Genomic DNA, 26,953 nt, shown 5'->3' with positions numbered 1-26,953 from the left:
CGGAGTGGAGCCCTCCATCACACGGCACCGCGAGAACGTCACCCAGGGCCAGCCCGGCAACGGAGGAGCAGCCTCCGGCCTGGAGCTGCGGGACGTCGTGGTGGATGTCCCCGGGGCCGCGCCGGGACCTGGCCAGTCGACCGGTTCAGAAGCCGGCACCGTCCGCGTCCTGGGCCCGGTGGACCTGATGGCGTCCGAACCCACGGTCGCGGTGATCGGGGCCAACGGCTCAGGTAAGTCGACGCTCATCCGCCTCCTCAACGGCCTGGTACCGCCCGCTGTGGGAAGCGTGCGCGTGCACGGTCTGGACGCGGTCACGGAGACCACGGCCGTCCGCGCACGGACGGGCTTCGTCTTCACCGACCCCCTCGTCCAGCTGGTGATGCCTACCGCCGGCGAGGACGTCGAGCTTTCACTGCGGCGCACGCACCGGCGGCGCCCGGAACGAAGGATGGCTGCCGAGCGTCTGTTGCAAGAGCACGGCCTCGGAGGCCTGGGACACCGCAGCATCTACGACCTCTCCGGTGGGCAGCGCCAGCGACTGGCCCTGGCCTCCGTGTTGGCCACGGACCCTGTGCTGCTCGTGGCCGACGAACCCACCACCCTGCTGGACCTGGACTGGACACTCGAGGTCCAGGAGCTCTTGCTGTCCTTGCCGGGATCCGGCCGATGTGAGCAGATTGTCTACACCACCCATGACCTCGACTTCGCCGCCCAGGCGGACCGGTGTCTGGTGATCGCCGACGGCCAGATCGTCCACGACGCCACCGGCCCGGCCGCCGTTCAGTGGTATCGCACGGACGTTCTGGCCCGGCGCGCCCGCAGGGACGGCCCGGATGCGGGAACGGGACGGCTGTGAACCTGCTGGACTACCGGCCCGGTACCAGCGCGGTGCACCGCTGCCCCCTGTGGGCCAAGTACACCGTGCTGCTGGCCCTCTCTGCCGTCCTCGTCTTCTGGCGTCAGCCGCTGGTGGTCGGCGTGGCCGTGGCGGTGGTCTTCGCCCTCTACCTGACGGCCGCACTCCCGCGCGAGTTCCTCGCGCCGTGGCGCCGCGGCTGGCCCCTGCTGCTGTTCGCGGGAATCGCCCGCTTCGTCTCCGGGATCTGGGGACCGACGTCGTCCCCGCCCCTCGAGGCGCTGGGTCCGGCCCTCGTGGTGGTAGCCGCGGTGTTCGGTGCCCTGGCCGCGGCGCGGTTGCTGGTGATCACCACCCCGGGCACGGAACTGCTGGACGGCCTGGAGCGGTTCTTCGGCGTCCTGCGCCCGGTCGGCGTCAACCCCGAGGCGGCGGCCCTGGCGGTCAACGTGATGATCCGGTCCATCCCCTGGGTCGGTGGTGCGGTTCGTCGCAACGCCGACGCCCTGGCCTCACGCGGGCTGCGGCGTGGACCGGTGCGGCTCATGGGCCCTGTGCTGGTGGCGACCGTGGGGCACGCCCACGCCACAGGTGAGGCCCTGGCCGCCCGCGGGCTGCCTGGGGATCATCACGTTGAGACAGCAGAATCCCGGTCATCCTGACCTTTCCCGGTGATGATTCTCGGGAAAGGTCAGGATGACCGGGATTTTCCGGCGCATCGGGTCAGATGCTGGATCAGATGTTGAAGCCGAGGGCCCGCATCTGCTCACGGCCGTCATCCGTGATCTTCTCGGGGCCCCACGGTGGCATCCAGACCCAGTTCAGGCGCCACTCGTCCACCATGGTGCCGATCTCGTTGCCGATCTGTTCCTCGATCATGTCCGTCAAGGGGCAGGCGGCGGTGGTCAGGGTCATGTCAAGGATCAGTGCGCCGTCCTCGGCGTAGTGCATGCCGTAGAGCAGGCCCAGGTCCACGATGTTCACGCCCAGCTCGGGGTCCATGACCTCGTGCAGGGCCTCCCTGATGTCATCCAGTTCGGTCTGGGGTGCTTCAGTGGTCATGGGATACTCCTCAGGCTCCGGTTGCCGCGGTCTCGAAGCGCTCGTAGCCTTCGGCCTCGAGGCGGTCGGCCAGCTCGGCGCCCCCGGACTCGGCGACCTTGCCGTCCACGAAGACGTGCACGAACTGCGGCTTGATGTACTGCAGAATCCGGGTGTAGTGGGTGATCAGCAGGGTGCCCATGGTGCCCGAGTCCTGGGACCGGTTGACGCCCTCGGAGACCACGCGCAGGGCGTCGACGTCGAGGCCGGAGTCGGTCTCGTCCAGCACGGCGAACTTGGGCTTGAAGAGTTCGAGCTGAAGGATCTCCACGCGCTTCTTCTCGCCACCCGAGAAGCCCTCGTTGACGTTACGGGCCGCGAAGGTCGGGTCGATCTTCAGGTTCTCCATGGCGGCCTTGACGTCCTTGGTCCAGTGACGCAGGGAGGGTGCCTCGCCGTCGATGGCGGTCTTGGCGGTGCGCAGGAAGTTGGTCATGGTGACACCCGGGATCTCGACCGGGTACTGCATGGCCAGGAACAGGCCGGCACGGGCCCGCTCGTCCACGGACATCTCCAGCACGTCCTCCCCATCCAGGGTGATGGTGCCGGAGGTGACCTCGTAGCGGGGGTGGCCGGCGATGGTCGAGGCGAGGGTGGACTTGCCGGAGCCGTTGGGGCCCATGATGGCGTGGGTCTCACCGGTGTTGATGGTCAGGCTGACGCCCTTGAGGATCTCCTTGGGACCGTTCTCGGTCTCGATGGAGACGTGCAGGTCCTTGATTTCCAGGGTTGACATTCGTGTTCTCCTTGCGGGTTCCGCCGGCGAGGCGGGAAATTCTGGTGGGACGGGTTACGAGTTCAGGGAGGCGCTGTTCAGCACGGTGGCGGTGTCGACCCACACGGAGTCGTCCTCCACGGACAGCGCGTAGACGGCGACCGGAGCGGTGGCGGGCAACACGTTCGGCTCGCCGGTGACCAGGTCGAAGGCGGAGCCGTGGCCGATGCACTCCAAGGCGCACCCCTCGACGAAGCCATCGGAGAGGGACACCTCCTCGTGCGAGCAGATGTCGTTGACCGCGTGGAGCGAGCCGTCGGAGGCCCGGACCACGGCGACGTCGATGCCGTCGACCGTGAACCGCTTGGCCTCCTCGGCGCCGATCTCCGCGACGGCGCACACGCGCTGACCGGCGGCCATCAGAAGCTGGCCACCTGCAGTTCGGAGTCCATCTGGTCGATGAGGGACTCCTCGACGTCGGCGATCCCGATCTTCTGGATGATCTCGTGGAGGAAGCCGCGGACGATGAGTTCCCGGGCGTCCTGCTCCTCGATGCCACGGGCCATCAGGTAGAACAGCTGCTCGTCGTCGAACTGAGCCGTGGAGGAAGCGTGGCCGGCTCCGTCGATGAGGCCCGTCTCGATCTCCAGGTTCGGGACAGAGTCCACGCGGGTACCCTCCGAGAGGACCAGGTTCTGGTTCTTCTCGTAGCTGTCGGTGCCCTCGGCCTCCTTGCGGATCAGGACGTCGCCCACCCAGACGGTGTGCGCGTCCTGACCCTGCAGGGCGCCCTTGTACAGGACGTTGGACTTGCAGTTCGCCACGGCGTGGTCCACGAACAGACGCTGCTCCAGGTGCTGGCCGGCGTCTGCGAAGTAGAGGCCGAACATCTCGGTCTCGCCGCCCTGACCGGCCAACCGCGAGGTCGGCGTCAGGCGCACCAGGGAACCGCCGTAGGAGACGGCCACGTGCTTGAACGAGGCGTCCTTGCCGATCCTGGCCTGCTGGGCGGAGACATGCACCGCACCGTCATCCCAGGACTGCAGGGAGGTGACGTTCAGGCCGGCCCCCTCCTGAACGTCGAACTCGACATTCTGCGAGACCACGGCGGAACCGCGGTGCTGAAGCACGACGTCGGCGCGCGAGTTGGGCGCGGCGACCACCAGCAGGTGCTGGGCGGCCGGGGCCGTGCCAGTCCCGGTGATGTCGATGCGCACCGGGGCGGTGGCCTCGACATCAGCGCCGATGGTCACGACGGTGGCCTGCTCGAACGAGGCCCAGGCCGCAGCCGAGACACGGTCGTCCGGCGTGAGGACGGTGCCCAGTCGGGCATCGTCCCGGCCGACGGTCTCCACGGTGACGCCATCCAACTCGGTGACCGAGACGGCAGGTGCCGCACCGGTCAGGCGGGCGTCGTCGCCGTCGGGCAGGTGCAGGCCGGCCAGCCGGTTCAGGGGCGTGAAGCGCCAGTCCTCCTCGCGGCCCGTCAGGGCCGGGAAGTCCGCCAGCTCGAAGCTGGAGAGGCGGTCGGCACGGGAGGACCCGGGCTTCACCGGGCGCTTGTCCGAACGGGACGGCACACTGTGCGTGGCGTGGCCGGCGTCGGACGCGGCAGCCACGGTGGTGGAGAGCTTCTCGCCCTCCTCACCCATGCCGGGAATGACGGGCACACCGGCGCCGTCGGCGTCGATTTCCTCCGGGGAGGCGTTGTCAGTGGTGTTGACGGTCTGTGACACGCTCAGCCTACCGATCCTTCCATCTGCAATTCAATCAGCTTGTTCAGTTCCAGGGCGTACTCCATGGGCAGCTCACGAGCGATGGGCTCGATGAACCCGCGCACGATCATGGCCATGGCCTCGGTCTCGGACATGCCGCGGCTCATCAGGTAGAAGAGCTGCTCCTCGGAGACGCGCGAGACCGTGGCCTCGTGGCCGAGGGTGGCGTCATCCTCGCGGATGTCGATGTACGGATACGTGTCCGAGCGGGAGATCGTGTCCACCAGCAGGGCGTCACAGACCACGGAGTTCGCCGCGTTCTTGGCACCCTCCATCACCTGGACGAGTCCGCGGTAGGCGGCGCGGCCGCCGGAGCGGGCCACGGACTTGGAGACGATCGAGCTGGAGGTGTTCGGGGCCAGGTGCACCATCTTGGAGCCGGTGTCCTGGTGCTGGTCCGCGCCGGCGAAGGCGATGGACAAGGTTTCGCCCTTGGCGTGCTCACCGGTGAGGTACACGGCCGGGTACTTCTGGGTGACCTTGGATCCGATGTTGCCGTCGATCCACTCCATCGTGGCGCCCTCTTCGGCCACCGCGCGCTTGGTCACCAGGTTGTAGACGTTGGTGGACCAGTTCTGGATGGTGGTGTAGCGAACGCGGGCGTTCTTCTTCACCACGATCTCGACGACGGCCGAGTGCAGGGAGTCCGAGTTGTAGATCGGGGCGGTGCAGCCCTCGATGTAGTGGACGTAGGAGTCCTCGTCCGCGATGATCAGGGTCCGCTCGAACTGGCCCATGTTCTCGGTGTTGATGCGGAAGTAAGCCTGGAGCGGGATCTCCACGTGGACGCCCTTGGGGACGTAGACGAAGGAGCCGCCGGACCAGGTCGCGGTGTTCAGCGCCGCGAACTTGTTGTCCCCCACCGGGATGATGGAGCCGAAGTACTCCTTGAAGATCTCCGGGTACTCCTTCAGGCCCGTGTCCGTGTCCAGGAAGATGACACCCTGCTCCTCCAGGTCCTCGCGGATCTGGTGGTAGACGACCTCGGACTCGTACTGCGCGGCCACGCCCGAGACGAGGCGCTCACGCTCGGCCTCGGGGATGCCGAGGCGCTCGTAGGTGTTGCGGATGTCCTCCGGCAGGTCCTCCCAGGACTTCGCCTGGCCCTCCGTGGAACGGACGAAGTACTTGATGTTGTCGAAGTCGATGCCGGAGAGGTCGGCGCCCCAGGTCGGCATGGGCTTGCGGTCGAAGTACTTCAGGCCCTTCAGACGCAGGTTGAGCATCCACTCGGGCTCGTTCTTCTTCGCCGAGATATCCCGGACGACGTCCTCGTTGATGCCGCGGCGGGCGTTGGCGCCCGCGTCGTTCTGGTCCGACCAGCCGAACTGGTAGGCGCCAATGGCATTGAGTTCGGGGTTCTTCTCCAGTACCTCGGAGATCACGCCCGGGTCGGCGTTCTCCTTGATGATCTGATCGGTCATCGCTGCCTCTCTGGTGATCGAGCTGATGGTCTGTTGGATCTGTGTAAATCTGTGTGAAGCCGTCCGGCGGGGCCGGCGAATGGTGCGGTGCCGCTTCAGAGCCCGTTCAGGGACGAATCACGGCACCGTCGGGTCTGTCTGGTCCGCATCCCGACCCAACGGCACGTGGGTGGTGCAGACGTGACCCCCGGTGGGCAGGGTGGACAGTCGGCGCACGTCCACGCCGAGCAGGCGGGCGAAGAGCTCCGTCTCCTCCTCGCAGAACTGTGGGAAATCCGCGGCCAGGTCCTGGAGTGGGCAATGGCCCTGGCAGATTTGCGCGGCCTTCAAGGTGGTCCGGCCTCCGGCGTTGGCGGCCAGGCCCACGGTGCGGACACTGGCGGCGAAGCCCTCCTCATCCAGGACCCGGGCCAGGGCGGCGGTCCGGTCCTTGAGGTTCGAGGCGGTGCCGATGGCCTCCCGGTAGCGGTCCTCGACGGCGGCGAAGCGATCCCGGGCCACGGAGCGGACGGCGTCCGCCCCTCCGACCTGGTTCAGCCGATGGAGAGCCTGTGCGGCGACCTCGAGGTAGTCGTTGCCCAGGCGGGACTGACCGGCACGGCTGACCACATAGCGCCGTGAGGGGCGGCCAGCGCCGCGATTGCCGGAGACCAGCTTGACCTCGACGGCGCCTTCCTCGGACAGCACGTCCAGATGGCGACGGACGGCGGCCGCGGTCAGGCCCAGCAACTCGCCCACGCGGGCGGCGCTGACCGGGCCCTGGGTCAGGACGACCTGCAACACCCGGTCCCGGGTGCTCTCGCGCTGTCCGTCGACCGGGCCCGCGGCGGGCACGTCTAGCTGGCTGGTGGAATACACAACCCTTAGTTTACCTAATTAACCTCACCACGAAAGTAAGGCGTGCCTTTCCCGAGGGTGGTGTTGACCACGGAAGTTCTACGGGCCGTAGAACTGCCGGTCCACGCGGGTATCATGGATAGGTGCCATCCTCACCCTCCGTCCTGGTGTCCCTTGAGGGACTGCAGAAGACCATCCGCAGCCGTCGGGGAGATCTCCATATCCTCAAGGGCGTTGACTTCCGAGCCCGCAGTGGAGAGGTGACCGCTCTGCTCGGCCCCAACGGCGCCGGCAAGACCACCACCCTGACCATCGCACAGGGGCTCGACCGCCCTGACTCCGGCACCGTTCGCCTGCTCGGCGAGGACCCCTGGCATGCGGGGTCTGCTCTGCGCAGCCAGGTCGGCGTCATGCTCCAGGACGGCGGACTGCCCCCGTCCGCCACCCCGGCACGGTTGCTGCGCCATATCTGCTCGCTCTATCGGGAGCCGGCCGACATGGCCGCCCTGACCGACCGCCTGGGCATCGACGAGTTCTCCGGCCGGGACATCCGCCGCCTGTCCGGTGGCCAGAAGCAGCGTGTGGCGCTGGCCGCCGCCCTCGCGGGCCGCCCGCGCGTCGTGTTCCTGGACGAACCCAGTGCCGGACTGGACCCCGTCTCCCGCCAACTGGTGTTCGACCTGATCCTCGAGCTGAAGCAGGCCGGACTGGCCGTGGTGCTCACCACCCATCTGCTCGACGACGCCGAACGGCTGGCCGATCACGTGGTGCTTCTGCGGGAGGGTGCCGTGGAACGGTCCGGGTCGGTTGCCGAGCTCACCGACCGCGCTGGCCCGACCCCGATTCACTTCTCCGTCCCCCAGCCACTGGGCTCCGACGCGCTGGCCGCTTTCCCGTCCGGACTCCACCTGGTGCCGGAGGGCCCCAGCGCGCCGGCCGACTGCACGTTCCGCGTCGAGGGACTGACCACTCCCGACGCCTGGGCGGACCTGGCCGTCTGGTGGCGCGATCACCGCATCATGCCGACGGACGTGCGTCTGCTGCACCGTTCCCTTGAAGACGTCTTCCTGGAGGTCGCCCCGTGAGCAGTTCCGTGAACACCCCTCACAGCACCGCCAGCACCGCCGCGGCCGTATCCCCGCTGGGCAGCCCCTCGCGGCACGGCAACGCCAGCTCCCTGACCCGCCGGGTGATGGCGCAGGGACGCTATGAATCCGTCACCGCGATCCGCAACGGCGAGCAGCTGCTGATCTCTCTCGTCCTACCCCTCATGGCCCTGTTCGCCGTCGTCTGGTCCGGACTGATGGACAGCGCGGGGGTCCGCGGGGTGGACGTGGCCGTGCCGGGCGTCCTCGCCCTCGCCGTGCTCAGCTCGGCCTTCACCGGCCAGGGCATCGCCACCGGGTTCGACCGCCGCTACGGCGTGTTGGCCTACCTGTCCACGACTCCCCTCGGGCCGGCCGGGCTCATCCTCGGCAAGGCCTGCGCCGTCCTAGCTGTCTTGTTGCTCCAGGTCGTGGTGATCGGCGGGATCGGTCTCGTGCTGGGCTGGCAGCCCGTCTGGGCCGGGGTGCCGTGGGCCGTCCTCTTCCTCATCCTTGGGGCGGCCTCCTTCACCGCCCTCGGTCTGCTCATCGCGGGCACCGCCCGGCCGGAGGCCACCCTGGCCCTCACCAACCTGTTGTGGGTGCTGCTGGGCGCCGTGGGCGGGGCCGTCTTCCCTGTCCCCGCCATCAGCTGGTTCTCCGGCATCGCCTCCTTCCTGCCCTCGGCCGCGCTGGGCGACGGGCTCCGGTTCGCCTTCGGCACCGGAACGCCCGACGTCGGCGCCCTGCTCGTCCTGGCGGGCTGGGGCCTCCTGGCCACGGTGTGCGCGTTGAAGTGGTTCAGATGGCGCTGAGTGTTTCGCTGTCCATCCCTGTCCGTCTCCTTCAAAGGAGCCTGTTGTGAGTATCCCCACCCAGTCCACCACCCAGAACGGCGCCGCCACCCACCCCGGACTGTGGCGCCGCATCGATGCGGGCATCGGCCGATACACGCCGCGGGACATCACCCGGGTCACCCTCGTGCTCGCGGTTATCTCGCTCGTAACCGAGATCGGCATCATCGTCACCGGTGGCGCCGTACGTCTGACCGCCTCCGGCCTCGGTTGCCCGACCTGGCCCACCTGTACTGACGACTCCTGGACCAACACCCCGGAGATGGGGATCAACGGCGTCATCGAGTTCGGCAACCGACTGCTGACCTTCGTGGTGGGACTGGCGGCCCTGGCGGTGCTGCTGTGGGTCTGGAACCTTCGGAAGTCCCACCCGAGCCTCTTCTGGATCTCGGTGGGGATGCTGGCCTGCATTCCGGCGCAGGCCGTCGTGGGCGGCATCACCGTGTGGACCGACCTGAATCCCTGGGTGGTCGCGTTCCACTTCCTCGTCTCCTCGGTGATGGTCTGCTTCGCGACCCTGCTGGTGAACCGGGTGGGCGCGGAATGGCGTCACCGTCAGGCACACGGGGGCCACCCGGCCGCCCCGGCCACCGTGGTCGACGGCCAGACGTCCGCTCTCTCCCGAAATCTTGCTCGAGGCATCTTCGTGATCGGCTGGGTCGTCCTGTACCTCGGGACGATCGTCACCGGGACCGGTCCGCACGGAGGGGACGCCAACGCGCCCCGCCATGACTTTGACCCGCTGGTGGTCACCCGATTGCACGCCTTCCCCGTCTACCTGATGACCGCCGCGGCGCTCGTGCTGCTCGTGGCGGTCCTGCGCCAGCAGTCCTCGCGGCGGCAGCGGGTCTCGGCATGGGTCCTCATCGCGGTGATTGCCTTCCAGGGGGCCGTCGGCTACATCCAGCACTTCACCGGACTGCCGATCGGCGTGGTCCTGCTGCACATGCTGGGCACCGGCCTCGTCGTCTGGGCCGTCACCACCGTCTGGGACCGGCAGGTCTCCACCTACCACACCCGGCCGGCCGCAGTCCGTTCCTGACCAGGCGTGAGGCGTCCAGAGTGACCTGTTGCCTGGCTGGGTTCCGGAGGGAGGCTCCGCGGACGCATCTGAATGAGGGGACGGCTGAGATGGGCCCGGAGAAGTTCGTGGATTTCCGCACGCTCGGAACCCCGCTGCTCGCCGTCAGGGGCTCCCACCCTACTGGCGCGCCCATGCCACACTGGGTTGCATGACCGGCGCTGGTGCACGTGTACATCACTTCAGGCTGTGGCCACCGGCCGTCGCCATGGTGTCCGTCGCCTGGTTGGTCTTCTGGAGGTCACAGCAATTCCCGCTCGTCTGTGCGCTTGCGTTTCCCTGTCCAGACCCGCATGCACGGATAGCCCCAGCGCTGATCTTTGGCGGCTTCATGCTCGTGCCCCTGCTGGTGCTGGTGATGGGGTCTTCTACGCGGCGACCAAGAGCGTGGCTGGGCAACGTGTCCGACACGATGACGGCACCCTTCACAAACCCCTGCCGTGATCAGCACGTCCGTGGCGGGGTCCAGTAGGGCGCAGGGGGCTACTCGGGGGAACTCTGGCAGGGCTGGCAGGCACGGCGGTATTCTTCGCCTCATTCTGGATGGCGAGCCGGGCCACCCGTGGTCGTCGAATCCCGTGGCTTGTCGGTCGCCCGGAACGGTTCCCGCAGGGTCTACGCATACCGCCTCGTCGCCGCGGTGTTGCTCCTGCTCTCCGTCAGGGTCTGGATGGAGGCCATCGGCACGTGGATTGTCCTAATTCTCTCGGTGGCCATCATCCCACCGCGATCCTCGACAGTCACCACAACCGCCAGGTCGCGCTCACCTCGAGTCCCTGACGTGCTCCGTCCAGTCCTCGCCCTCAGGTGAGAGAAGTCAGGACGGGATGCCCGGGACCGGCATGAGCGGGCTGCCCACGAAGGGGTCCACGGCCAATGCGACGAAGACGAGGGTCAGATAGGTGATGGAGAGGTGGAAGACCTTCATCGCCTTCTTGTCGTTGTACTCCGGCTTCTGTGACTCTCCGTAGAGCACGTGGGACTCGTAGACGAACCAGCCACCGGCCACGAGGGCGACCGCCGTGTAGACGATGCCGGCCCACCCCAGCGGCACCAGCAGCAATGAGCAGGCAACGGTGGCCCAGGCGTAGAGCACGACCTGGCTGGAGACCACGCGTGCCGAGGCCACGGCCCCGAGCATCGGCACCTCCGCGGCCTGGTAGTCGCGCTTGTACTTCAGGGACAGTGGCCAATAGTGCGGCGGGGTCCACAGGAAGATGATGAGGAACAGGACGATGGCCGGCCATTCCACGGTCTCGCGGACCGCGGCCCAGGCGATGAGGACCGGGAAGCAGCCGGCGATCCCGCCCCACACGATGTTCTGCTCGGTGCGGCGCTTCAGGATCAGGCTGTAGATGACCACGTAGAAGAAGATGGCCAGGACGCCGAGGCCGGCGGCCAGCAGGTTGGTGCCCCAGAGCAGGATGGCGATGGACACCACGCCGATGGCCCAGGCGAAGATGAGGGCCTCGCGGGGAGTGACCTCGCCGGTGACCAGGGGGCGCTTCTTCGTCCGGTTCATCAGCTTGTCGATGTCCCGGTCGATGTAGCAATTGAACGCCGCGGAGGACCCGGCGGCCAGCGCGCCACCCACCATGGTGGCGATCATGGTGACCACGTCCGGGAAGCCCCGCTGCGCGAAGATCATCGTCGGCAACGTGGTGACCAGGAGCAGTTCCATCACCCGCGGCTTCGTCAGCGAGACGTAGGCTGCGGCCTTCCGCTTGAACCCGATCTTCCGGTGGACCGGACGGGCGCTGGAGGGCGCCGAGCTCGCGGCGGACTGGGCATCAAGGGTGCTGGGCATCTACTTCTCACGGTGCAGGCGGGCGGGATGAGGTCAACGGTGCTGGAACACCCCCTCCAGTGTACCGTTCCCCGCACGGAATGTCGGGTCATGACAGGTCACTGGCGGTTCACCCCCTGCAGGACGTGGCCCCATTCGGGATAAGCTGGCGTCAGGTCGGCACCGGCCCCCAGTTTCATTGCGTCAGGAGCAGCTTTCGTGACTTCAGCCCCGGCAACATCCACCGGATCCGCCACCGGGGGGACTTCCTCCCTGCAGCGTCTTCAGCCCGCCCGCGAGTACACGTATTCGGCCACCGACCGGAAAGCCGTGGACACCCTGCGAGTGCTGGCCGCTGACGCCGTGGAGAAGGCCGGTCACGGCCATCCGGGCACAGCCATCTCCCTCGCCCCGGTCGCCTGGCAGCTGTTCCAGAACGTCATGCATCATGACCCCGCGGACGCCAGGTGGGCCGGTCGCGACCGATTCATCCTCTCGGCCGGCCACTCCTCCCTGACCTTGTACCTGCAGCTGTTCGCCGCAGGCGCGGGGCTGGAACTCGAAGACCTCCAGGCCCTGCGCACCTGGGGGTCCAAGACCCCGGGCCACCCCGAGTACGGGCACACGGACGGCGTGGAGATCACCACCGGTCCCCTGGGCCAGGGCCTGGCCTCCGCGGTCGGCTTCGCCTTCGCCCAGCGCCGTCTGCGCGGCCTGTTGGACCCGGACGCCGCGCTCGGGACGAGCCCCTTCGACCACCACATCTTCGTCATCGCCTCCGACGGCGACCTCCAGGAGGGCGTCACCTCCGAGGCCTCCTCACTGGCGGGTCACCAGGAGCTCGGCAACCTCGTGGTGATCTACGACGACAACGAGATCTCCATCGAGGACGACACGGACGTGGCGTTCAGCGAGGACGTGGCCGCCCGGTATGAGGCCTACGGCTGGCATGTCCAGACCGTCGACTGGCTCACCACCGGGGACTACGTCGAAGACACGGAACAGCTGTACACGGCTCTGGCCGAAGCCAAGGCACAGCCCTCCAAGCCCTCCCTCATCAAGCTCCGCACCGTGATCGGTTGGCCCTCGCCCGGCAAACAGGACACGGGTGCCATCCACGGATCCAAACTCGGCGGCGAGGAGCTGGCCGGCCTGAAGACGGTTCTGGGCTTCGACCCGGAGCAGCACTTCGCCGTCGATGACGGCGTGCTGGCCCACGCTCGCAGCGTCGGCGACCGCTCGGCGGCCTACCGCGCCACCTGGGAGGAGTCCTACTCCGCGTGGCGTGGCGCCAACGTGGAGCGTGCCCGGCTGTTCGACCGCCTCACGGCGGGTGACCTACCCGAGGACTTCGCCGAGGCGTTCCCCGCATTCGAGGTGGATTTCGATGCCAGCTTCTCAGGCGGAGCCAAGGGGATGGCCACCCGCGCCGCCTCCGGCAAGGTCCTGTCTGCCCTGGCCCCGGTCATGCCGGAGCTGTGGGGCGGGTCCGCCGACCTGGCCGGCTCCAACAACACCACCATGGACGGCGAGCCCTCGTTCATCCCCGCCAGCCGGCAGACCTCGACCTGGAAGGGCGGTCCGTACGGCCGGACTCTGCACTTCGGCATCCGCGAGCACGCCGCCGGCTCGATCGTGAACGGCATCTCACTCGGCTCGCTGCTGCGGGCCTACATGGGAACCTTCCTGATCTTCTCCGACTACCAGCGCCCCGCGATCCGCATCGGTGCACTGATGGGCACCCCGGCCATCTACGTCTGGACCCACGACTCGATCGGGCTCGGCGAGGACGGCCCCACCCATCAGCCGGTGGAGCAACTTGCCTCGCTGCGTGCCATCCCGGGGTTGGCCGTCGTCCGCCCCGCCGACGCCAATGAGGTGTCCTGGGCCTGGAAGACCATCCTGGAGAAGACCGATGGCCCCGCGGGCCTCGTGCTCTCCCGCCAGAACCTGCCGGTCTTCCCGCGGAACGAACAGGGCTTCGCCGGCGCGGAGGGCACGGCACGGGGCGCCTATGTGCTGCTGGACGCCACCGATGACTCGGGCACGGCCGTCGAGCCCCAGGCGATCCTGATCGGGACCGGTTCCGAGGTTCAGCTCGCGGTTGCCGCACGGCACGAGCTGCAGTCCGAAGGCGTGCCGACCCGGGTGGTGTCCGCCCCCAGCCTCGAGTGGTTCGACGCCCAGGACGAGTCCTACCAAGCCTCGGTGCTGCCGGACAACGGTGCCGTCCGGGTCTCCGTGGAAGCCGGGATCGCGCAGGGCTGGGCCAAGTACACCGGAGTCCGCGGTGCCCAGGTCTCGCTGGAGCACTACGGTGCCTCGGCGGACTTCCAGACGCTGTTCCGCGAGTACGGCATCACGGCCGAGGCCGTGGCCGCCGCCGCTCGAGACCTGCTCGGCCGCTGACCCGGCACCGGCCGGTCACCACCGCCACGCAAAGCACCCCCCCAGACGTACGGAGCACACGATGACCGAACAGAACCCGAACACCCGTGCACTGGCCGAGGCCGGTGTGTCCATCTGGCTCGACGATCTGTCCCGTGAGCGGATCGCCACGGGCAACCTCGCCGAGTTGATCGAGACGCGGACTGTCACCGGCGTGACCACCAACCCCTCGATCTTTGCCACCGCCCTGAAGAACGGGGAGGCCTATGCGGAGCAGTTGGCGCAGTTGGCCGGCGACGGAGCTGCACTGGACCGGGCCGTCTTCGAGCTCACCACCCGGGACGTCCAGGCGGCATGTGACCTCTTCACGCCCGTCTACCAGGCGTCCAACGGCGTGGACGGCAGGGTGTCCATCGAGGTCGATCCCCGGTCCGCCCGGGACGCCGAGAAGACCGTTGCCGAGGCGGGCCAGCTGGCCCAGGCCGTGGACCGTCCCAACGTGCTGATCAAGATCCCCGCCACAGAAGAGGGCCTGCCGGCCATCACGGAGACCCTCGCCCAGGGGCTGAGTGTCAACGTCACCCTGATCTTCTCGCTGACCCGTTACCGCGAGGTGCTCAACGCCTGGCTGCTCGGCCTGGAGCAGGCGCATGCCGCCGGGATCGACCTGTCCACCCTGCACTCCGTCGCCAGCTTCTTCGTCTCCCGGGTGGACACCGAGGTGGACCGACGACTCGCCGAGTCCACGGCCGAGGGTGCCGCCGAGCTGACGGGGCAGGCGGGCCTCGCCAACGCCCGCCTCGCCTACCGCATCTTCACCGAGACCCTGGACACGGAGCGCTGGCGCGTCCTGGAGGCGGCCGGTGCCCGCCCGCAGCGTCCGCTCTGGGCCTCCACCGGGACAAAGGACCCGGCGCTGCCGGACACGCTCTACGTCACCGGCCTGGTGGCACCGGGAACCGTCAACACCATGCCGGAGAAGACCCTGGAGGCCCTGGCCGACCACGGTGAGGTCACCGGTGACACCATCACGGAGAGCTACGAGGAAGCGGACCGTGTGCTGGACGCGATCGCCCATGCCGGCGTCGACTACAACGACGTGGTGGCCGTCCTCGAGGCCGAGGGTGTCGAGAAGTTCGTGACCAGCTGGAGCGAACTGCTGGAGACCGTGCGCACCGCGCTCGTGGACTCCGCGAACCGCTGACGTCCATCGACCGCGGCCAGATCGCCTCGTGATCACGGCTTGACCAATTCCTGAATTCCTCCCCGCACGACCCAGGAGACTGACATGAGCTCACTCGGATTGCAGGCCACCGGCGCCGCCCTCGCGGCGATCGACCGGCACGTCCCGGCCTTGGTGGACGAGCGTGTCGCCAGTCGACTGGACAGCAAGGACCACACGCTGTGGGGTCCGGCCGCGGAGGCGGAGGCATCCCAGCGCCTCGGGTGGATAGACCTCTTCGAGGACTCGCGGGAACTGGTGTCACAGATCGAGGGCCTGCGCGCCGAGCTGACAGCCGAGGGCATCACCCGCGTGGTCCTCGCCGGCATGGGCGGGTCCTCCCTGGCCCCCGAGGTGGTCGCCGCCACCGAGGGACGTCCGCTCACCGTGCTCGACTCCACCGACCCCGAGATGGTGGGCAACGTCCTGGCGGCCGGATTGGTGGATACAGTCCTGGTGGTGTCCTCCAAGTCCGGTTCCACGGTGGAGACCGACTCTCAGCGGCAGGTCTTCGAACAGGCCTTCAACGACGCCGGCCTCGACGCCGCCTCTCGGATCGTCGTGGTGACGGACCCGGGCTCCCCGCTCGAGCAGTCTGCCCGCGAGGCCGGCTACCGGCGGGTCTTCACCGCGGATCCCACCGTCGGAGGTCGTTACTCCGCCCTCACCGCCTTCGGCCTGGTGCCCACCGGTCTGGCCGGGGTGGACATCGCCACCCTGCTCGACGACGCGGAGGAGACCTGCGAAGTCCTCGCCACCGACGACCCGGGCAACCCCGGCCTCCAGCTCGGTGCCGCCCTGGCGGGCACCGTACCGCTGCGCAACAAGCTGATCTTCTCCGACGAGGACTCCGGGCTGATCGGCTTCGGCGGATGGGCCGAGCAGCTCGTCGCCGAGTCCACGGGTAAGGACGGCACCGGTGTGCTGCCCGTGGTCGTGGACGCCGGCGACCCGGAGACTGTCTCCGCCGCCGACGACCTCCTGCAGGTCCGCCTGGTGGCCGACCCCGAGGACCGGGAGGAACCGGACGCGTCCGACCCATCCGGCAGTGTCCCGCCGTCCCGCTCCGAGCACGCCGTGGAGGTCTTCGGATCCCTCGGGGCCCAACTGCTCCTGTGGGAGTTCGCCACGGCGGTGGCCGGCCGCATCCTCGGGATCAACCCGTTCGATCAACCGGACGTCGAGGCGGCGAAGACCGCGGCCCGTGGCCTGCTGGCCGCCACGCCCTCGGCGGAGCGGCCGGACACCGTGATCGGGGCTGTCGAGGTCACCGGGCCGGCGGACGTAGTGGACGGCCACGGCGGGACCCCGGACGACCTCGGGCCGGTGCTGGCCGCCGTCGCGCGGCTGGTGCCCGCCCACGGCTACCTGGCCGTCCAGGCGTACCTGGACCGCGTGGGCTACCCCGAGCTGGAGGTCCTGCGCGCAGCCCTGGCCACGCTGTCCGGCCGCCCGGTCACCTTCGGCTGGGGCCCTCGGTTCCTGCACTCGACCGGTCAGTACCACAAGGGCGGCACGCCCGAGGGAGTGTTCCTGCAGATCACCGCAGATTCGGACCTGGACCTGGACATCCCGGGCCGCCCCTTCACCTTCGGCCAGCTGCTGGCCGCCCAGGCCGCCGGGGACGCCTCGGTGCTGCGCGAGCACGGCCGGCCTGTGGTGCGGCTGCACCTGACCGAGCGCACAGACGGCATCGGCCAGCTCCTCCGGGCGGCGCACGGCACGCAGGGATCCGATGGTGCCTGAGTCGTTGACCGGAGCGCGCCCGGCCAATCCCCTGCGCGACCCTCGAGACCGGCGGCTGACCCGGATCGCGGGTCCCTCCGCACTCGTCCTGTTCGGCGTCACCGGAGACCTGGCCCGCAAGAAGCTGCTGCCGGCGATCTACGACCTCGCCAACCGCGGGCTGCTCCCACCCGGCTTCTCCCTGGTCGGCTTCGGCCGGCGCGACTGGAGCGACGAGGAGTTCACGGCGTATGTGCGCGAATCCGTGGAGGCCTCGGCTCGGACCGGCTGGAACGACACCGTCTGGAATCAGCTGCGCGGTGGCTTCCGCTTCGTCTCCGGCGGCTTCGACGACGCCGCGGCCTACGAGGACCTCCACGGGACACTGGCTGACCTCGAGGTCTCCCGAGGCACCGCCGGCAACACCGTGTTCTACCTGTCCATCCCCCCCGACTGGTTCGAGGAGGTCAGCCAGCAGCTCGCCGACCACGGCCTCGCCGGCCGCCACCACGACGCCGGCACGCGGCCCTCCCCCGCCCAGGCCGGCTCCTCGGGGCGTCCATGGCGCCGAGTGGTCATCGAGAAGCCCTTCGGTCACGACCTGGCCAGCGCCCGGGAGCTCAACGACGTGATCGAGCAGGTGTTCGTCCCGGATGCCGTCTTCCGGATCGACCACTACCTCGGCAAGGAGACCGTCCAGAACATCCTGGCGCTGCGCTTCGCCAACCGCCTGTTCGAACCCGTGTGGAATTCCAACCACGTGGACCACGTGCAGATCACCATGGCCGAGGACATCGGCATCGGCGGCCGCGCCGGCTACTACGACGGGGTGGGCGCAGCCCGCGACGTCATCCAGAACCACCTGCTGCAGCTGCTGGCCCTGACCGCCATGGAGGAGCCCATCTCCTTCGACGCGGACCACCTGCGTACGGAAAAGGAGAAGGTCCTGGCTGCCGTCGAGGTCCCCGCGGACGACGCCGGCCTGGGCGCCGCGTCGGCGCGCGGTCAGTACACCGGTGGCTGGCAGGGCGGGGAGAAGGTGACCGGCTTCCTCGAGGAGGAGGGCTTCAACCCGGAGTCCACCACCGAGACCTACGCCGCCCTGAAGCTGGGCATCCGCACTCGGCGCTGGGACGGGGTGCCGTTCTACCTGCGTGCCGGCAAACGGCTGGGCCGCCGAGTCACCGAGATCGCCGTGGTGCTCAAGCGCGCCCCGAACCTGCTGTTCCCCGGACACGGTGAGGACGAGTTCGGCCAGAACACCATCGTCATCCGTGTGCAGCCGGACGAGGGCGTCACCATCCGCTTCGCCTCCAAGGTCCCCGGGACCCAGCAGGAGGTCCGGGACGTGACCATGGACTTCGGCTACGGCCATGCCTTCACCGAGGACAGCCCGGAGGCCTATGAGCGGCTGATCCTCGATGTGCTGCTCGGCGAACCACCCCTGTTCCCCCGCCAGGCCGAGGTGGAGCTCTCCTGGGCCATCCTCGACCCGTTCGAGGAGTACTGGGAGTCCCTGGCCGGGCAGCCGGAGCCATACGCCCCTGGCAGCTGGGGACCGAAGAGCGCCGACGAGCTCGTGGCCCGTGACGGCCGCGTCTGGAGGAGGCCCTGATGATCATCGAGGTCCAGGACACCACCACATCCCAGGTCGCCAAGGAGATGAACCGCCTGCGCGAGGCCGGGGGCGTCGTCGCGCTCGGCCGGGTGCTGACGCTGATCATCTCCACCTCGCCGGACCATGCCGAAGAGGCCATCGTGGCCGCCAACCTGGCCAGCCGCGAGCACCCCTGCCGGATCATCGTGCTGGCCGGCGGGGACGCCGCCGCGCCCACCCGGCTAGATGCTGAGATCCGGGTGGGCGGTGACGCCGGGGCCTCCGACGTGGTCATCCTCCACGGCTCCGGCTCCAATGCGGAGGAGTCCGAGTCGCTCGTCGGCGCCCTGCTGCTGCCGGACGCCCCCATCGTGGTCTGGTGGCCCCATTCCGCCCCGGTGATTCCGGCCGACTCGGCCCTGGGGCGGATCGCCCACCGCCGCATCACTGACACGGCCACGGCCCCCTCGCCGCGGCGGGCCCTGATGCATCTGCGCCAGACCTACCGGGCCGGGGACACCGACCTGTCCTGGACCCGGCTGACCGGATGGCGCATCCAGCTGGCCGCGATCCTGGACGGGTTGGATCCCGCTGAGATCCTCTCCGTCACGGTGGACGGAGCCGAGGACTCCCCCTCCACGATGCTGCTGGCCGCCTGGCTCACCCGATGCCTCGGTGTCCCCGTCACCATGGCCCACTCGAAGGCCGGCCAGGGCATGCGCTCCGTGCGGCTGCGGCGCCAGCAGGGCGATGTGGTGTTGTCCCGGCCCGCCGGTGACGTGGCGTCCCTGTACCAGCAGGGCCGCCCGATCCAGCACATCTCCCTGCCACGGCGCAGCGACCAGGACTGCCTGGCCGAGGAGTTGCGCCGACTGGATCCGGACGAGGTCTTCGGCGATGTGGTGGTCAACGGACTGCCCCTGACCGATCTGAAAGCGGTGTTGCCCAGTGACCGATGAAACCCGCCTGTTCTCCGACCGCGAGTCGCTCTGCCATGATGCCGCCGGTGAGCTGCTCAGAATCCTTGCTGACGGTGTCCGTGACCGGGGTGCGGCCTCGGCCGTCCTCACCGGTGGCGGGACCGGCACGGGGATCCTGGCGGCGCTCTCGGACCTGGTGTCGTCTGCCTCGAACGTCGCCGAGTCTTCGGCCGGTCTCCGTAGCCCGGATCTGCGCATGCCGGATTGGTCCCGGGTGCACCTGTGGTGGGGTGATGAGCGTTTCCTGCCCGCCGGGGACCCGGACCGCAACGAGCAGCAGGCCGAGGAGGCCCTCCTCCAGGAGCTGACGGCCAGACACGGGATGCCCGCCGCGAACATCCACCGGATGCCCTCTGCTGCCAGGACAGCGGGGGCGGCGACGATGCTGCCCATGACGCAGTCGATCACGACGGCGGCGGAGGCCTACGCGTCCGAACTCGCCGCCCAGGCGCGCGTGGACCCGGGGCCGGACGACCGCCTGCCGGTCTTCGATGTGGTGATGCTGGGCGTGGGGCCGGATGCCCATATCGCCAGCCTGTTCCCGGGCCTGCCCGGCCCCCTGGCCCGCGGAGCGACGGTGATTGCCGTGGAGGACTCCCCCAAGCCGCCGCCGCGGCGGCTTTCGTTGACCGTGGATGCGCTCAACACGGCCGAGCGGCTCTGGTTCGTGGTGGCCGGTGCGGACAAGGCCGAGGCCGTCGCAGAGGTTAGGCGCGCCCGAGACGACGAGACCACCGACGCGGCCCGTTGGCCGGCCTCGGTGGTCTCAGGTCGGGATGCGACTGTCTGGTGGTTGGACGGGGCGGCGGCCGGCCAGGACTGATCCGATGGGTTGACTCGCCGGGCTGGTCCTGCGCCACGTATCCTGTCCGGCCCGCCCGTCCAGGACGGATTAGAAGTCTTGCGAGAACCGCATGATCAGGCCGAGGGCCACCACGATCGCGCCCCAGGTCAGGCCCAGGGTGATGGTGATGCGGTTCAGGTTCTTCTCGGCCACGCCGGAGGCTCCCAGCGAGGAGGTCACGCCGCCGCCGAACATATCGGACATACCGCCGCCGCGGCCCTTGTGCAGCAGAATCAGCAGGACCAGCAGGACGCTGACGGCGGCCAGGGCGATCTGCAGGATGAGGGTCAGGACGTCCACGTCACTCTTTCCATTGGCGGGAGGCCGTCACCGGCCCGTTCGGGTACTTCTGCGCCATCCGACCAAAGCCGGACAGCCGGAATCAGTCGGTCAGCAGGTGATGCTCGAACCTGACTATGCTAGCAAACTCGGCCTCGTCCAGGCTGGCGCCACCCACGAGGAGGCCGTCCACGTCCTTCTCCCGCAGGATGGAGGCCGCGTTCGAGGACTTGACGGATCCGCCGTACAGCAGGCGAAGGCCCACGGCGGCCTCCTCACCATACCGGGAGGCGACGTCGGTGCGCAGGGCGGCGCACATCTGCTGGGCGTCATCCGGACCGGCCACCTCGCCGGTGCCGATGGCCCACACGGGCTCGTAGGCCACCACCATGTCGGTGACCTGCTCGGTGGACAGGCCATCGAGCGCTCCCCGGAGCTGGGCCAGGGTGTGCTCCACGTGATGACCGTCCTGCCGGACATCCAGCCCTTCCCCCACGCACAGGACGGGCGTGAGGCCATGCCGCAGGGCTGCGGTGAGCTTGCGGTGGGACACGGCGTCGTCCTCGCCGTGCAGCGTGCGCCGCTCGGAGTGGCCGACCAGGACGTAGCGGCACCCCAGCTTGGACAGGAACTGTGCCGAGATCTCGCCGGTGAACGCACCGGAATCCTCTGCCGAGACGTCCTGGGCCCCGTACACCAGGGGCAGCCGGTCCCCCGCCACGAGGGTCTGGACGCTGCGCAGATCCGTGAAGGGTGGGAACACCGCCACTTCGACCTTCTCGAAGTCGTGGTCCGCATCCGTGAGGATCCAGGTCAGTTTCTGTACAAGGGTGACGGCCTGCTGGTGGTCCAGGTTCATCTTCCAGTTCCCCGCGATGAGCGGGGTGCGGTCATAGACGCCGTTGGTTTTCGAGGTCATCCTCAGGCACCTGCCCGCGCCGCGTCATGACCTGCACCGTGGTCCGTGCCGTGGTCCGTGGCCGAGTGCTCCAGGGCGTCGACACCCGGCAGGGACTTGCCCTCGAGGTACTCCAGGGAGGCACCCCCACCGGTGGAGATGTGGCCGAACTGCGCGTCGTCGAAGCCCAGGGCGCGCACAGCGGCCGCCGAGTCACCGCCACCCACCACGGTCAGTCCGGTGGACTCGGTCAGGGACTGGGCCACCGTGCGGGTGCCATGGGCGAAGGCCTCGAACTCGAAGACACCCATCGGCCCGTTCCAGAACACGGTCTCGGCTCGGCGGATCTCCTCGCTGAACGCCACGCGCGTCTCGGGTCCGATGTCCAGGCCCAGGGCCGCGGCACCGTGGGCCCCGGACGTCAAGGCCTCCACGGGCAGGACCTCATGCTCGGCGTCGGCGGCGAACGCCGAGGCCATGACGATGTCCGTGGGCAGGACGATCCGGCAACCGCCCTTCTCGGCGCGCTCCAGGTAGTCGGTGACGACGGGGATCTGGTCCTCCTCCAGCAGGGAGGCACCGACCTCATGGCCCTGGGCCTTGAGGAAGGTGAACAGCATCCCGCCCCCGATCAGCAGGGTGTCCGCGCGGTCCATCAGGTTGTCGATCACCGCCAGCTTGTCCGAGACCTTGGAACCGCCGAGAACCACCACGTAGGGGCGGTCCGGCTCGCCGGTCAGGCGGGAGAGCACGTCCAGCTCCCGGAAGACGAGGCCGCCCTGGTAGGACGGCAGCAGACCGGCGATGTCATACACCGAGGCGTGCCGGCGGTGCACGGCGCCGAAGGCGTCATCCACATAGGCTCCCAGAGTCGCAGGAGCTGACTCGGACGAGACTCTGCCACCGGTCAGCGCCGCCATCTCGGCGGCCAGCGCGGCACGCTCGGCATCGTCCTTGGAGGTCTCGCGGGGATCGAACCGGACGTTCTCGAGGAGGAGGATGCCGCCGTCGGGCAGGTTCGCCGACTCCTCACGGGCCGAGGCGCCCGTGACGTCCGCGGCCAGGCGCACCTCACGACCGGCCAGCTCGGCCATCCGCTCGGCCGCGGGCCTCAGGGAGAAGGCCGGGTCCGCCGTGCCCTTCGGGCGCCCGAGGTGGGCCATGACGACCACGCGTGCGCCGGCGTCGGCCAGCGCGGTGATGACCGGCAGGGAGGCGCGGATACGACCGTCGTCGGCCACGGCGCCGTCCTCCAGCGGGACGTTGAGGTCGGAGCGGACGAGGACGTGGCGTCCTGCCACTCCTGCCTCCAGCAGGTCGTCAAGGGTCTTGGCGGTCATGCACAGGGCCTTCCGGGGTGGTGGAACGGGGGTGGGCGGGATACGAACCCGGACTACAGCTTAGAGGCGACCATGGAGGTCAGGTCCATCAACTGGCAGGTGTACCCCCATTCATTGTCATACCAGCCGATGATCTTGACAGTCTTGCCGATCGACTTGGTCAGCGGGGCGTCGAAGGTGCAGGCCGCCGGCGAGGTGATGATGTCCGAGGAGGTGATCGGGTCCACGTTGTAGACCAGGCGGCCCTGCAGCTCGGGGGTCTGCGCCGCGGCATGGAAGGCCGCGTTGACCTCATCGATCGAGGCCTCCCGCGCCAGTTCGACGGTGAGGTCCGTGGCGGAGCCGGTGATCGTGGGCACCCGCATGGCGAAACCGTCCAGCTTGCCCTTCAGTGAGGGGATCACCTCACCGATGGCCTTGGCCGCGCCGGTGGAGGTGGGGACCATGTTCTGGGCGGCGGCACGGGCGCGGCGGCGGTCCTTGGGGTGCGGCCCGTCATGCAGGTTCTGGTCACCGGTGTACGCGTGGATGGTGGTCATGATGCCGTCCACGATCCCGAAGGAGTCGTGGAGGACCTTGGCCATGGGGGCCAGGCAGTTCGTGGTGCAGGAGGCCGCGGAGATGATGTCCATGGCCGGGTCATAGGAGGAGTCGTTCACGCCCATCACGAAGGTGCCGTCCACCCCCTTGCCGGGGGCCGAGAGCACGACCTTGCGGGCGCCGGCCTCCAGGTGCTTGCGGGCACCCTCGGCGTCGGTGAAGTGACCGGTGCACTCGACGACGATGTCCACCCCGAGCTCGTCCCAGGGCAGCTTCGACGGGTCCTCTTCCGAGAAGACCCGGATGGTCTTGCCGTTGGCGACCAGGTCGCCGTCCACGAGTTCGATCCCGTGCGGGTAGCGACCCAGGATCGTGTCGTACTTGACGAGGTACAGCAGGTCCTCGACGTCCGCGAGGTCGTTCACGGCCACCAGCTCGAGATCGTGGCCCTCCTGTTCGATGACACGCAGTGCGTTGCGGCCGATGCGGCCGAATCCGTTGATGGCGATCCTGGTTGCGGTACTCACGGTGGTGCCTTTCGATCGGACGGAGTGGGGTGAGAAGTGTTGTCTGAGGACACGAAGCGGGCCGGCCGACCGCAATGGCCGGCCGGCCCGTCAACGGGTCACCTGGTTCAGGGGGTGATGAGCTTGGAGGCACCGGCGCGGGCTGCCTCGAAGCGGGCCGAGACGTCCGCCCAGTTCACGATGTTCCAGATGGCCTTGACGTAGTCCGCCTTGACGTTCTGGTAGTCGAGGTAGAAGGCGTGCTCCCACATGTCCAGCTGGAACAGCGGGATGGTGGCCACGGGGACGCCGTTCTGCTGGTCGTAGAACTGCTCGATGACCAGGTTGCCACCGATCGGCTCGTAGGCCAGTACGGCCCAGCCGGAGCCCTGGATGCCCAGCGCGGCGGCGGTGAAGTGGGCCTGGAACTTGTCGAAGGAGCCGAAGTACTCGTCGATCGCGGCGGCCAGTTCGCCCTCCGGCTTGTCCCCGCCGTTCGGAGACAGGTTCTTCCAGAAGATGGAGTGGTTGGTGTGCCCACCCAGGTTGAACGCCAGGTCCTTGGAGAACTGGTTGACGGTGCCGAAGTCGCCGGCCTCGCGGGCGGCGGCCAGCTTCTCGAGGGCGGTGTTGGCACCCTTCACGTACGTGGCGTGGTGCTTGGAGTGGTGCAGCTCCATGATCTTCGCCGAGATGTGCGGCTCCAGCGCGCTGTAGTCATAATCAAGTTCCGGCAGGGTGAATTCAGCCATGTTTCCTCCTTGATGGACATGTATCCAGGGCCCGGGGTGCCGGGCCCTGGTGTCTGGCCCCCGTCAGGAGACCTTGCTTCCCATCCTAAGCACCCCTGTGGGGGCGTTGGCCACCGGTTCCGCTCAGAGCCGGAATGTTCAGCCGCCGGAAAGTCGCAGGCCAGTTGCAGGCCAGCTGCAGGCCAGGTGCCGTGTGGTCATCGCAGCACCGACGCAGAGCGTGGCCCAGGGAAACTCAGAGGTCGCGTCAGGCGTCGTGGTCGGCCGAGTCCGACGGCAGGGCCGCATCGGTCCCGGGCAGGCCCTCCTCGATGGCCCGCTTGTCCGCCATGGCCAGCAGCCGGCGGATCCGGCCGGCGATGGCGTCCTTGGTCATGGGCGGGTCGGCCAGCCGGCCGAGCTCGTCCAGGGACGCCTGCTTGTGGTCCACGCGCAGCTGCCCGGCGTACTTGAGGTGGTCCGGGACCTCGTCCCCGAGGATGTCCAGAGCCCGTTCCACCCGTGCTCCGGCGGCGACGGCGGCCTGGGCCGAACGGCGCAGGTTGGCGTCATCGAAGTTGGCCAGCCGGTTCGCCGTGGCTCGGACCTCCTTGCGGGTGCGGCGCTCCTCCCACACCAGCACAGTGTCATGTGCCCCCATCCGGGTCAGCAGGGCCGAGATGGCGTCTCCGTCACGGATGACCACGCGGTCCACACCGCGGACCTCCCTGGCCTTGGCGGCGATGCCGAGTCGGCGGGCGGACCCCACCAGCGCCAGGGCGGCCTCGGAACCGGGGCACGTCACCTCCAGGGAGGATGAGCGGCCCGGCTCGGTCAGCGACCCGTGGGCCAGGAAGGCTCCGCGCCACACAGCCTCGGCGTCGGCGACGGAACCGTTGACGATCATGGGGGGCAGGCCACGCACAGGGCGGCCGCGAACGTCCAACAGGCCGGTTTGCCGGGCCAGGGACTCGCCATCACGGATGACCCGGATGACGTAGCGGCTGCCCTTACGCAGGTTGCCGCCGGACACGACGATGATCTCGCTGCCGTGGCCGTAGACCTCGGCGATGGCGGTCCGGAGGCGGCGGGCGGTGGCGGCCTGGTCCAACTCGGCCTCGATGACGATCCGGCCGGAGATGATGTGCAGTCCCCCGGCGAAGCGCAGCATGGCCGAGACCTCGGCCTTCCGTTCGGAAGAGCTCTTGATCCCGTGATGGGCCAATTCCTCTTTCACCGCCGCAGTCAACGCCATGGCGTCTCGCCTCACATCTCTCGGTTGTACTGGTGGAGCCGCCATACCGGTGGGCGTGACGGACGACGATGACCGTATCAGGAGCCTTTGAAGGCCTCCTGGAAGGCCAAGGCCAGACGCAGTGGGTCATGGATCGGGGTCCCCGAACCGGCACCAACCCTACTAAACAGGACCGCGGCCCCCAGACGCTCGGCCGCATCCACGAACCCTTGGGCGTCCTGCACCGCGTCCTGGTCTGCTATGACGACGTCCAACCGCAGATCGGGCGCGTAGTGATGGATGACCTCCAGGTGGTCCGCCGCGTTCATGCCCGAGGTTTCCGCGGTGTCCGTGGTGAGATTCATCACGAGCGCCTTCCGCGCCGGAGTGCGGACCAGGGCGTCCCGCAGCTCGGGCAGCAGCAGGTGCGGCAGGACGGAGGTATACCAGGAACCAGGACCGAGCACGACCCAGTCGGAGAGCTCGATGGCCTCCATGGACTCCTCACACGCCGGGGCGCTCTCCGGTTCAAGCCGGATGTGGGAGACCCTCGTGTTCTTCCCCGCGGCGGCCAGCGAGGACTGGCCGGTCACGGTCCGCCGGACCAGCTCGCCCTTCTCGTTCTCGGACAGCACGGCACCTGAGATCATCAACGGAACGGTGGACATGGGCAGCACCTGGCCGCGGGCACCCAACAGGGCCCCGGCCCAGCGCAGTCCGCCCACCGGGTCGCCGAGCAGCTCCCATAGGGCCACGATCAACAGGTTGCCCAGGGAGTGGTTGTCCAGGGTGGCCTCGGTGCCCTCCTTGGAGGTGAACCGGTGCTGCATGACATCGCGCCAGGTCCGCCCCCAGTCAGTGTCATCACACAGGGCGGCCAGAGCCATCCGCAGGTCACCGGGCGGCAGCACGTCCATCTCCCGGCGGATGCGGCCCGAGGATCCTCCGTCATCAGCCACCGTGACCACGGCCGTGATCTCTCCAGCGATGAGCCGCAGGGCCCGCAGTGTGGCGGACAACCCGTGGCCGCCACCGAGCGCCGTGACACGCAGGGTGGGGTCGTACGTGCCGGCCGGCTGGCCCGGCGCCGGAACGGAACTGGGCGCCAGGGGCAACTGGCCCGTGAAATTGCTGCTCATGCCCGGCATCCCC

At 68.7% G+C, this 26,953-nt stretch carries 25 protein-coding genes; 11 read left to right on the top strand and 14 right to left on the bottom strand.

Annotated features, from left to right (window positions below; genetic code table 11):
* Positions 1 to 4: 4 nt before the first annotated feature.
* Positions 5 to 859: an energy-coupling factor ABC transporter ATP-binding protein gene (locus tag ABD134_RS04280; protein WP_344226999.1), complete on the top strand. Its 855-nt coding sequence runs from the start codon at positions 5 to 7 to the stop codon at positions 857 to 859.
* Positions 856 to 1,521 carry a CbiQ family ECF transporter T component gene (locus ABD134_RS04275; protein ID WP_344226997.1) on the top strand — a complete coding sequence of 222 codons (666 nt, stop codon included), beginning with the start codon at positions 856 to 858 and terminating at the stop codon, positions 1,519 to 1,521. The genes ABD134_RS04280 and ABD134_RS04275 overlap by 4 nt, the downstream gene beginning before the upstream one ends.
* A 73-nt stretch (positions 1,522 to 1,594) precedes the next feature.
* Here the strand turns inward: ABD134_RS04275 and ABD134_RS04270 are convergent, their stop codons facing one another.
* From ABD134_RS04270 to ABD134_RS04245, 6 genes are all read right to left on the bottom strand, one after another.
* Positions 1,595 to 1,921, bottom strand: a complete 327-nt coding sequence (locus tag ABD134_RS04270) for a metal-sulfur cluster assembly factor (RefSeq protein WP_115931250.1) — start codon at positions 1,919 to 1,921, stop codon at positions 1,595 to 1,597.
* Between the two features lie 10 nt (positions 1,922 to 1,931).
* Positions 1,932 to 2,696 (bottom strand): Fe-S cluster assembly ATPase SufC, encoded by a 765-nt coding sequence (gene sufC, locus ABD134_RS04265; RefSeq protein ID WP_344226995.1) that lies wholly within the window; start codon positions 2,694 to 2,696, stop codon positions 1,932 to 1,934.
* A 54-nt stretch (positions 2,697 to 2,750) separates the two neighbouring features.
* The gene (locus ABD134_RS04260) at positions 2,751 to 3,095 is read right to left on the bottom strand and encodes a non-heme iron oxygenase ferredoxin subunit (protein WP_115931248.1); all 345 of its coding nucleotides are present in this window, start codon (positions 3,093 to 3,095) and stop codon (positions 2,751 to 2,753) included.
* Entirely contained in the window at positions 3,095 to 4,327 is a 1,233-nt protein-coding gene (sufD, locus tag ABD134_RS04255) for a Fe-S cluster assembly protein SufD (RefSeq protein WP_378108464.1), read from the bottom strand. The genes ABD134_RS04260 and sufD overlap by 1 nt, the downstream gene beginning before the upstream one ends.
* 86 nt (positions 4,328 to 4,413) lie before the next feature.
* Positions 4,414 to 5,874, bottom strand: coding sequence for a Fe-S cluster assembly protein SufB (gene sufB, locus ABD134_RS04250; RefSeq protein WP_229672671.1), 1,461 nt, complete (start codon positions 5,872 to 5,874; stop codon positions 4,414 to 4,416).
* A 117-nt stretch (positions 5,875 to 5,991) separates the two neighbouring features.
* Complete coding sequence (locus ABD134_RS04245; RefSeq protein ID WP_344226989.1) at positions 5,992 to 6,732, bottom strand: helix-turn-helix transcriptional regulator; 741 nt, start codon at positions 6,730 to 6,732, stop codon at positions 5,992 to 5,994.
* Between the two features lie 122 nt (positions 6,733 to 6,854).
* Here ABD134_RS04245 and ABD134_RS04240 point away from each other — a divergent pair, with 122 nt between their 5' ends.
* The 3 genes from ABD134_RS04240 to ABD134_RS04230 are packed head-to-tail and all read left to right on the top strand — an operon-like array spanning position 6,855 to position 9,692.
* Positions 6,855 to 7,796 (top strand): ABC transporter ATP-binding protein, encoded by a 942-nt coding sequence (locus ABD134_RS04240; protein WP_344226987.1) that lies wholly within the window; start codon positions 6,855 to 6,857, stop codon positions 7,794 to 7,796.
* Positions 7,793 to 8,611 (top strand): ABC transporter permease, encoded by an 819-nt coding sequence (locus ABD134_RS04235; RefSeq protein WP_378108358.1) that lies wholly within the window; start codon positions 7,793 to 7,795, stop codon positions 8,609 to 8,611. Before ABD134_RS04240 ends, ABD134_RS04235 begins: the two co-directional genes overlap by 4 nt.
* Before the next feature lie 46 nt (positions 8,612 to 8,657).
* The gene (locus ABD134_RS04230; protein WP_344226985.1) at positions 8,658 to 9,692 is read left to right on the top strand and encodes a COX15/CtaA family protein; all 1,035 of its coding nucleotides are present in this window, start codon (positions 8,658 to 8,660) and stop codon (positions 9,690 to 9,692) included.
* 856 nt (positions 9,693 to 10,548) lie between these two features.
* On the opposite strand, the gene ABD134_RS04225 is transcribed toward ABD134_RS04230, so the two are convergent.
* Positions 10,549 to 11,538 (bottom strand): heme o synthase, encoded by a 990-nt coding sequence (locus tag ABD134_RS04225; protein ID WP_344226983.1) that lies wholly within the window; start codon positions 11,536 to 11,538, stop codon positions 10,549 to 10,551.
* Between the two features lie 198 nt (positions 11,539 to 11,736).
* On the opposite strand from ABD134_RS04225, the gene tkt reads away from it, so the two are divergent.
* The 6 genes from tkt to pgl all read left to right on the top strand — a co-directional run bounded on the left by tkt (position 11,737) and on the right by pgl (position 20,252).
* Entirely contained in the window at positions 11,737 to 13,926 is a 2,190-nt protein-coding gene (tkt, locus tag ABD134_RS04220) for a transketolase (protein WP_378108359.1), read from the top strand.
* A gap of 61 nt (positions 13,927 to 13,987) precedes the next feature.
* Complete coding sequence (gene tal / locus ABD134_RS04215) at positions 13,988 to 15,109, top strand: transaldolase (protein ID WP_344226981.1); 1,122 nt, start codon at positions 13,988 to 13,990, stop codon at positions 15,107 to 15,109.
* An 84-nt stretch (positions 15,110 to 15,193) separates the two neighbouring features.
* Positions 15,194 to 16,873: a glucose-6-phosphate isomerase gene (locus ABD134_RS04210; RefSeq protein ID WP_344226979.1), complete on the top strand. Its 1,680-nt coding sequence runs from the start codon at positions 15,194 to 15,196 to the stop codon at positions 16,871 to 16,873.
* Entirely contained in the window at positions 16,863 to 18,467 is a 1,605-nt protein-coding gene (gene zwf / locus ABD134_RS04205; RefSeq protein WP_378108360.1) for a glucose-6-phosphate dehydrogenase, read from the top strand. The genes ABD134_RS04210 and zwf overlap by 11 nt, the downstream gene beginning before the upstream one ends.
* Positions 18,467 to 19,408 (top strand): glucose-6-phosphate dehydrogenase assembly protein OpcA, encoded by a 942-nt coding sequence (locus ABD134_RS04200; protein ID WP_344226977.1) that lies wholly within the window; start codon positions 18,467 to 18,469, stop codon positions 19,406 to 19,408. Before zwf ends, ABD134_RS04200 begins: the two co-directional genes overlap by 1 nt.
* A complete protein-coding gene (pgl, locus tag ABD134_RS04195) occupies positions 19,398 to 20,252 on the top strand; it encodes a 6-phosphogluconolactonase (RefSeq protein WP_344226975.1) in 855 nt (284 codons plus the stop codon). The genes ABD134_RS04200 and pgl overlap by 11 nt, the downstream gene beginning before the upstream one ends.
* 69 nt (positions 20,253 to 20,321) lie before the next feature.
* Here pgl and secG read toward each other — a convergent pair whose 3' ends face one another.
* The 7 genes from secG to ABD134_RS04160 form a co-directional block, all read right to left on the bottom strand.
* Positions 20,322 to 20,573: a preprotein translocase subunit SecG gene (gene secG / locus ABD134_RS04190; protein WP_344226973.1), complete on the bottom strand. Its 252-nt coding sequence runs from the start codon at positions 20,571 to 20,573 to the stop codon at positions 20,322 to 20,324.
* Between the two features lie 82 nt (positions 20,574 to 20,655).
* A complete protein-coding gene (tpiA, locus tag ABD134_RS04185; protein WP_344226971.1) occupies positions 20,656 to 21,471 on the bottom strand; it encodes a triose-phosphate isomerase in 816 nt (271 codons plus the stop codon).
* Positions 21,472 to 21,473: 2 nt separating this feature from the next.
* Entirely contained in the window at positions 21,474 to 22,790 is a 1,317-nt protein-coding gene (locus tag ABD134_RS04180) for a phosphoglycerate kinase (RefSeq protein WP_344226969.1), read from the bottom strand.
* Positions 22,791 to 22,843: 53 nt separating this feature from the next.
* A complete protein-coding gene (gap, locus tag ABD134_RS04175) occupies positions 22,844 to 23,857 on the bottom strand; it encodes a type I glyceraldehyde-3-phosphate dehydrogenase (protein ID WP_344226967.1) in 1,014 nt (337 codons plus the stop codon).
* Positions 23,858 to 23,964: 107 nt separating this feature from the next.
* Positions 23,965 to 24,588 carry a superoxide dismutase gene (locus ABD134_RS04170; protein ID WP_344226965.1) on the bottom strand — a complete coding sequence of 208 codons (624 nt, stop codon included), beginning with the start codon at positions 24,586 to 24,588 and terminating at the stop codon, positions 23,965 to 23,967.
* A gap of 247 nt (positions 24,589 to 24,835) precedes the next feature.
* The gene (gene whiA / locus ABD134_RS04165; protein ID WP_344226963.1) at positions 24,836 to 25,822 is read right to left on the bottom strand and encodes a DNA-binding protein WhiA; all 987 of its coding nucleotides are present in this window, start codon (positions 25,820 to 25,822) and stop codon (positions 24,836 to 24,838) included.
* Positions 25,823 to 25,899: 77 nt separating this feature from the next.
* Positions 25,900 to 26,940, bottom strand: a complete 1,041-nt coding sequence (locus ABD134_RS04160) for a gluconeogenesis factor YvcK family protein (RefSeq protein ID WP_344226961.1) — start codon at positions 26,938 to 26,940, stop codon at positions 25,900 to 25,902.
* Between the last annotated feature and the right edge of the window lie 13 nt (positions 26,941 to 26,953).

The sequence above is a fragment of the Citricoccus alkalitolerans genome (assembly GCF_039528175.1).
Lineage (GTDB): Bacteria > Actinomycetota > Actinomycetes > Actinomycetales > Micrococcaceae > Citricoccus > Citricoccus alkalitolerans.
The sequence above is the reverse complement of the archived record's forward strand: the minus strand, read 5'-3'. Positions and strand labels throughout refer to the sequence as shown.

Bases quoted from the DNA above. Each gene is read 5' to 3' on its own strand.
- ABD134_RS04270 (WP_115931250.1), bottom strand. From the start codon at position 1,921: ATGACCACTGAAGCACCCCAGACCGAACTGGATGACATCAGGGAGGCC.
- sufC (WP_344226995.1), bottom strand. From the start codon at position 2,696: ATGTCAACCCTGGAAATCAAGGACCTGCACGTCTCCATCGAGACCGAG.
- ABD134_RS04260 (WP_115931248.1), bottom strand. From the start codon at position 3,095: ATGGCCGCCGGTCAGCGCGTGTGCGCCGTCGCGGAGATCGGCGCCGAG.
- sufD (WP_378108464.1), bottom strand. From the start codon at position 4,327: ATGGGTGAGGAGGGCGAGAAGCTCTCCACCACCGTGGCTGCCGCGTCC.
- sufB (WP_229672671.1), bottom strand. From the start codon at position 5,874: ATGACCGATCAGATCATCAAGGAGAACGCCGACCCGGGCGTGATCTCC.
- ABD134_RS04225 (WP_344226983.1), bottom strand. From the start codon at position 11,538: ATGCCCAGCACCCTTGATGCCCAGTCCGCCGCGAGCTCGGCGCCCTCC.
- tal (WP_344226981.1), top strand. From the start codon at position 13,988: ATGACCGAACAGAACCCGAACACCCGTGCACTGGCCGAGGCCGGTGTG.
- ABD134_RS04210 (WP_344226979.1), top strand. From the start codon at position 15,194: ATGAGCTCACTCGGATTGCAGGCCACCGGCGCCGCCCTCGCGGCGATC.
- zwf (WP_378108360.1), top strand. From the start codon at position 16,863: ATGGTGCCTGAGTCGTTGACCGGAGCGCGCCCGGCCAATCCCCTGCGC.
- ABD134_RS04200 (WP_344226977.1), top strand. From the start codon at position 18,467: ATGATCATCGAGGTCCAGGACACCACCACATCCCAGGTCGCCAAGGAG.
- tpiA (WP_344226971.1), bottom strand. From the start codon at position 21,471: ATGACCTCGAAAACCAACGGCGTCTATGACCGCACCCCGCTCATCGCG.
- ABD134_RS04180 (WP_344226969.1), bottom strand. From the start codon at position 22,790: ATGACCGCCAAGACCCTTGACGACCTGCTGGAGGCAGGAGTGGCAGGA.
- ABD134_RS04170 (WP_344226965.1), bottom strand. From the start codon at position 24,588: ATGGCTGAATTCACCCTGCCGGAACTTGATTATGACTACAGCGCGCTG.
- whiA (WP_344226963.1), bottom strand. From the start codon at position 25,822: ATGGCGTTGACTGCGGCGGTGAAAGAGGAATTGGCCCATCACGGGATC.
- ABD134_RS04160 (WP_344226961.1), bottom strand. From the start codon at position 26,940: ATGAGCAGCAATTTCACGGGCCAGTTGCCCCTGGCGCCCAGTTCCGTT.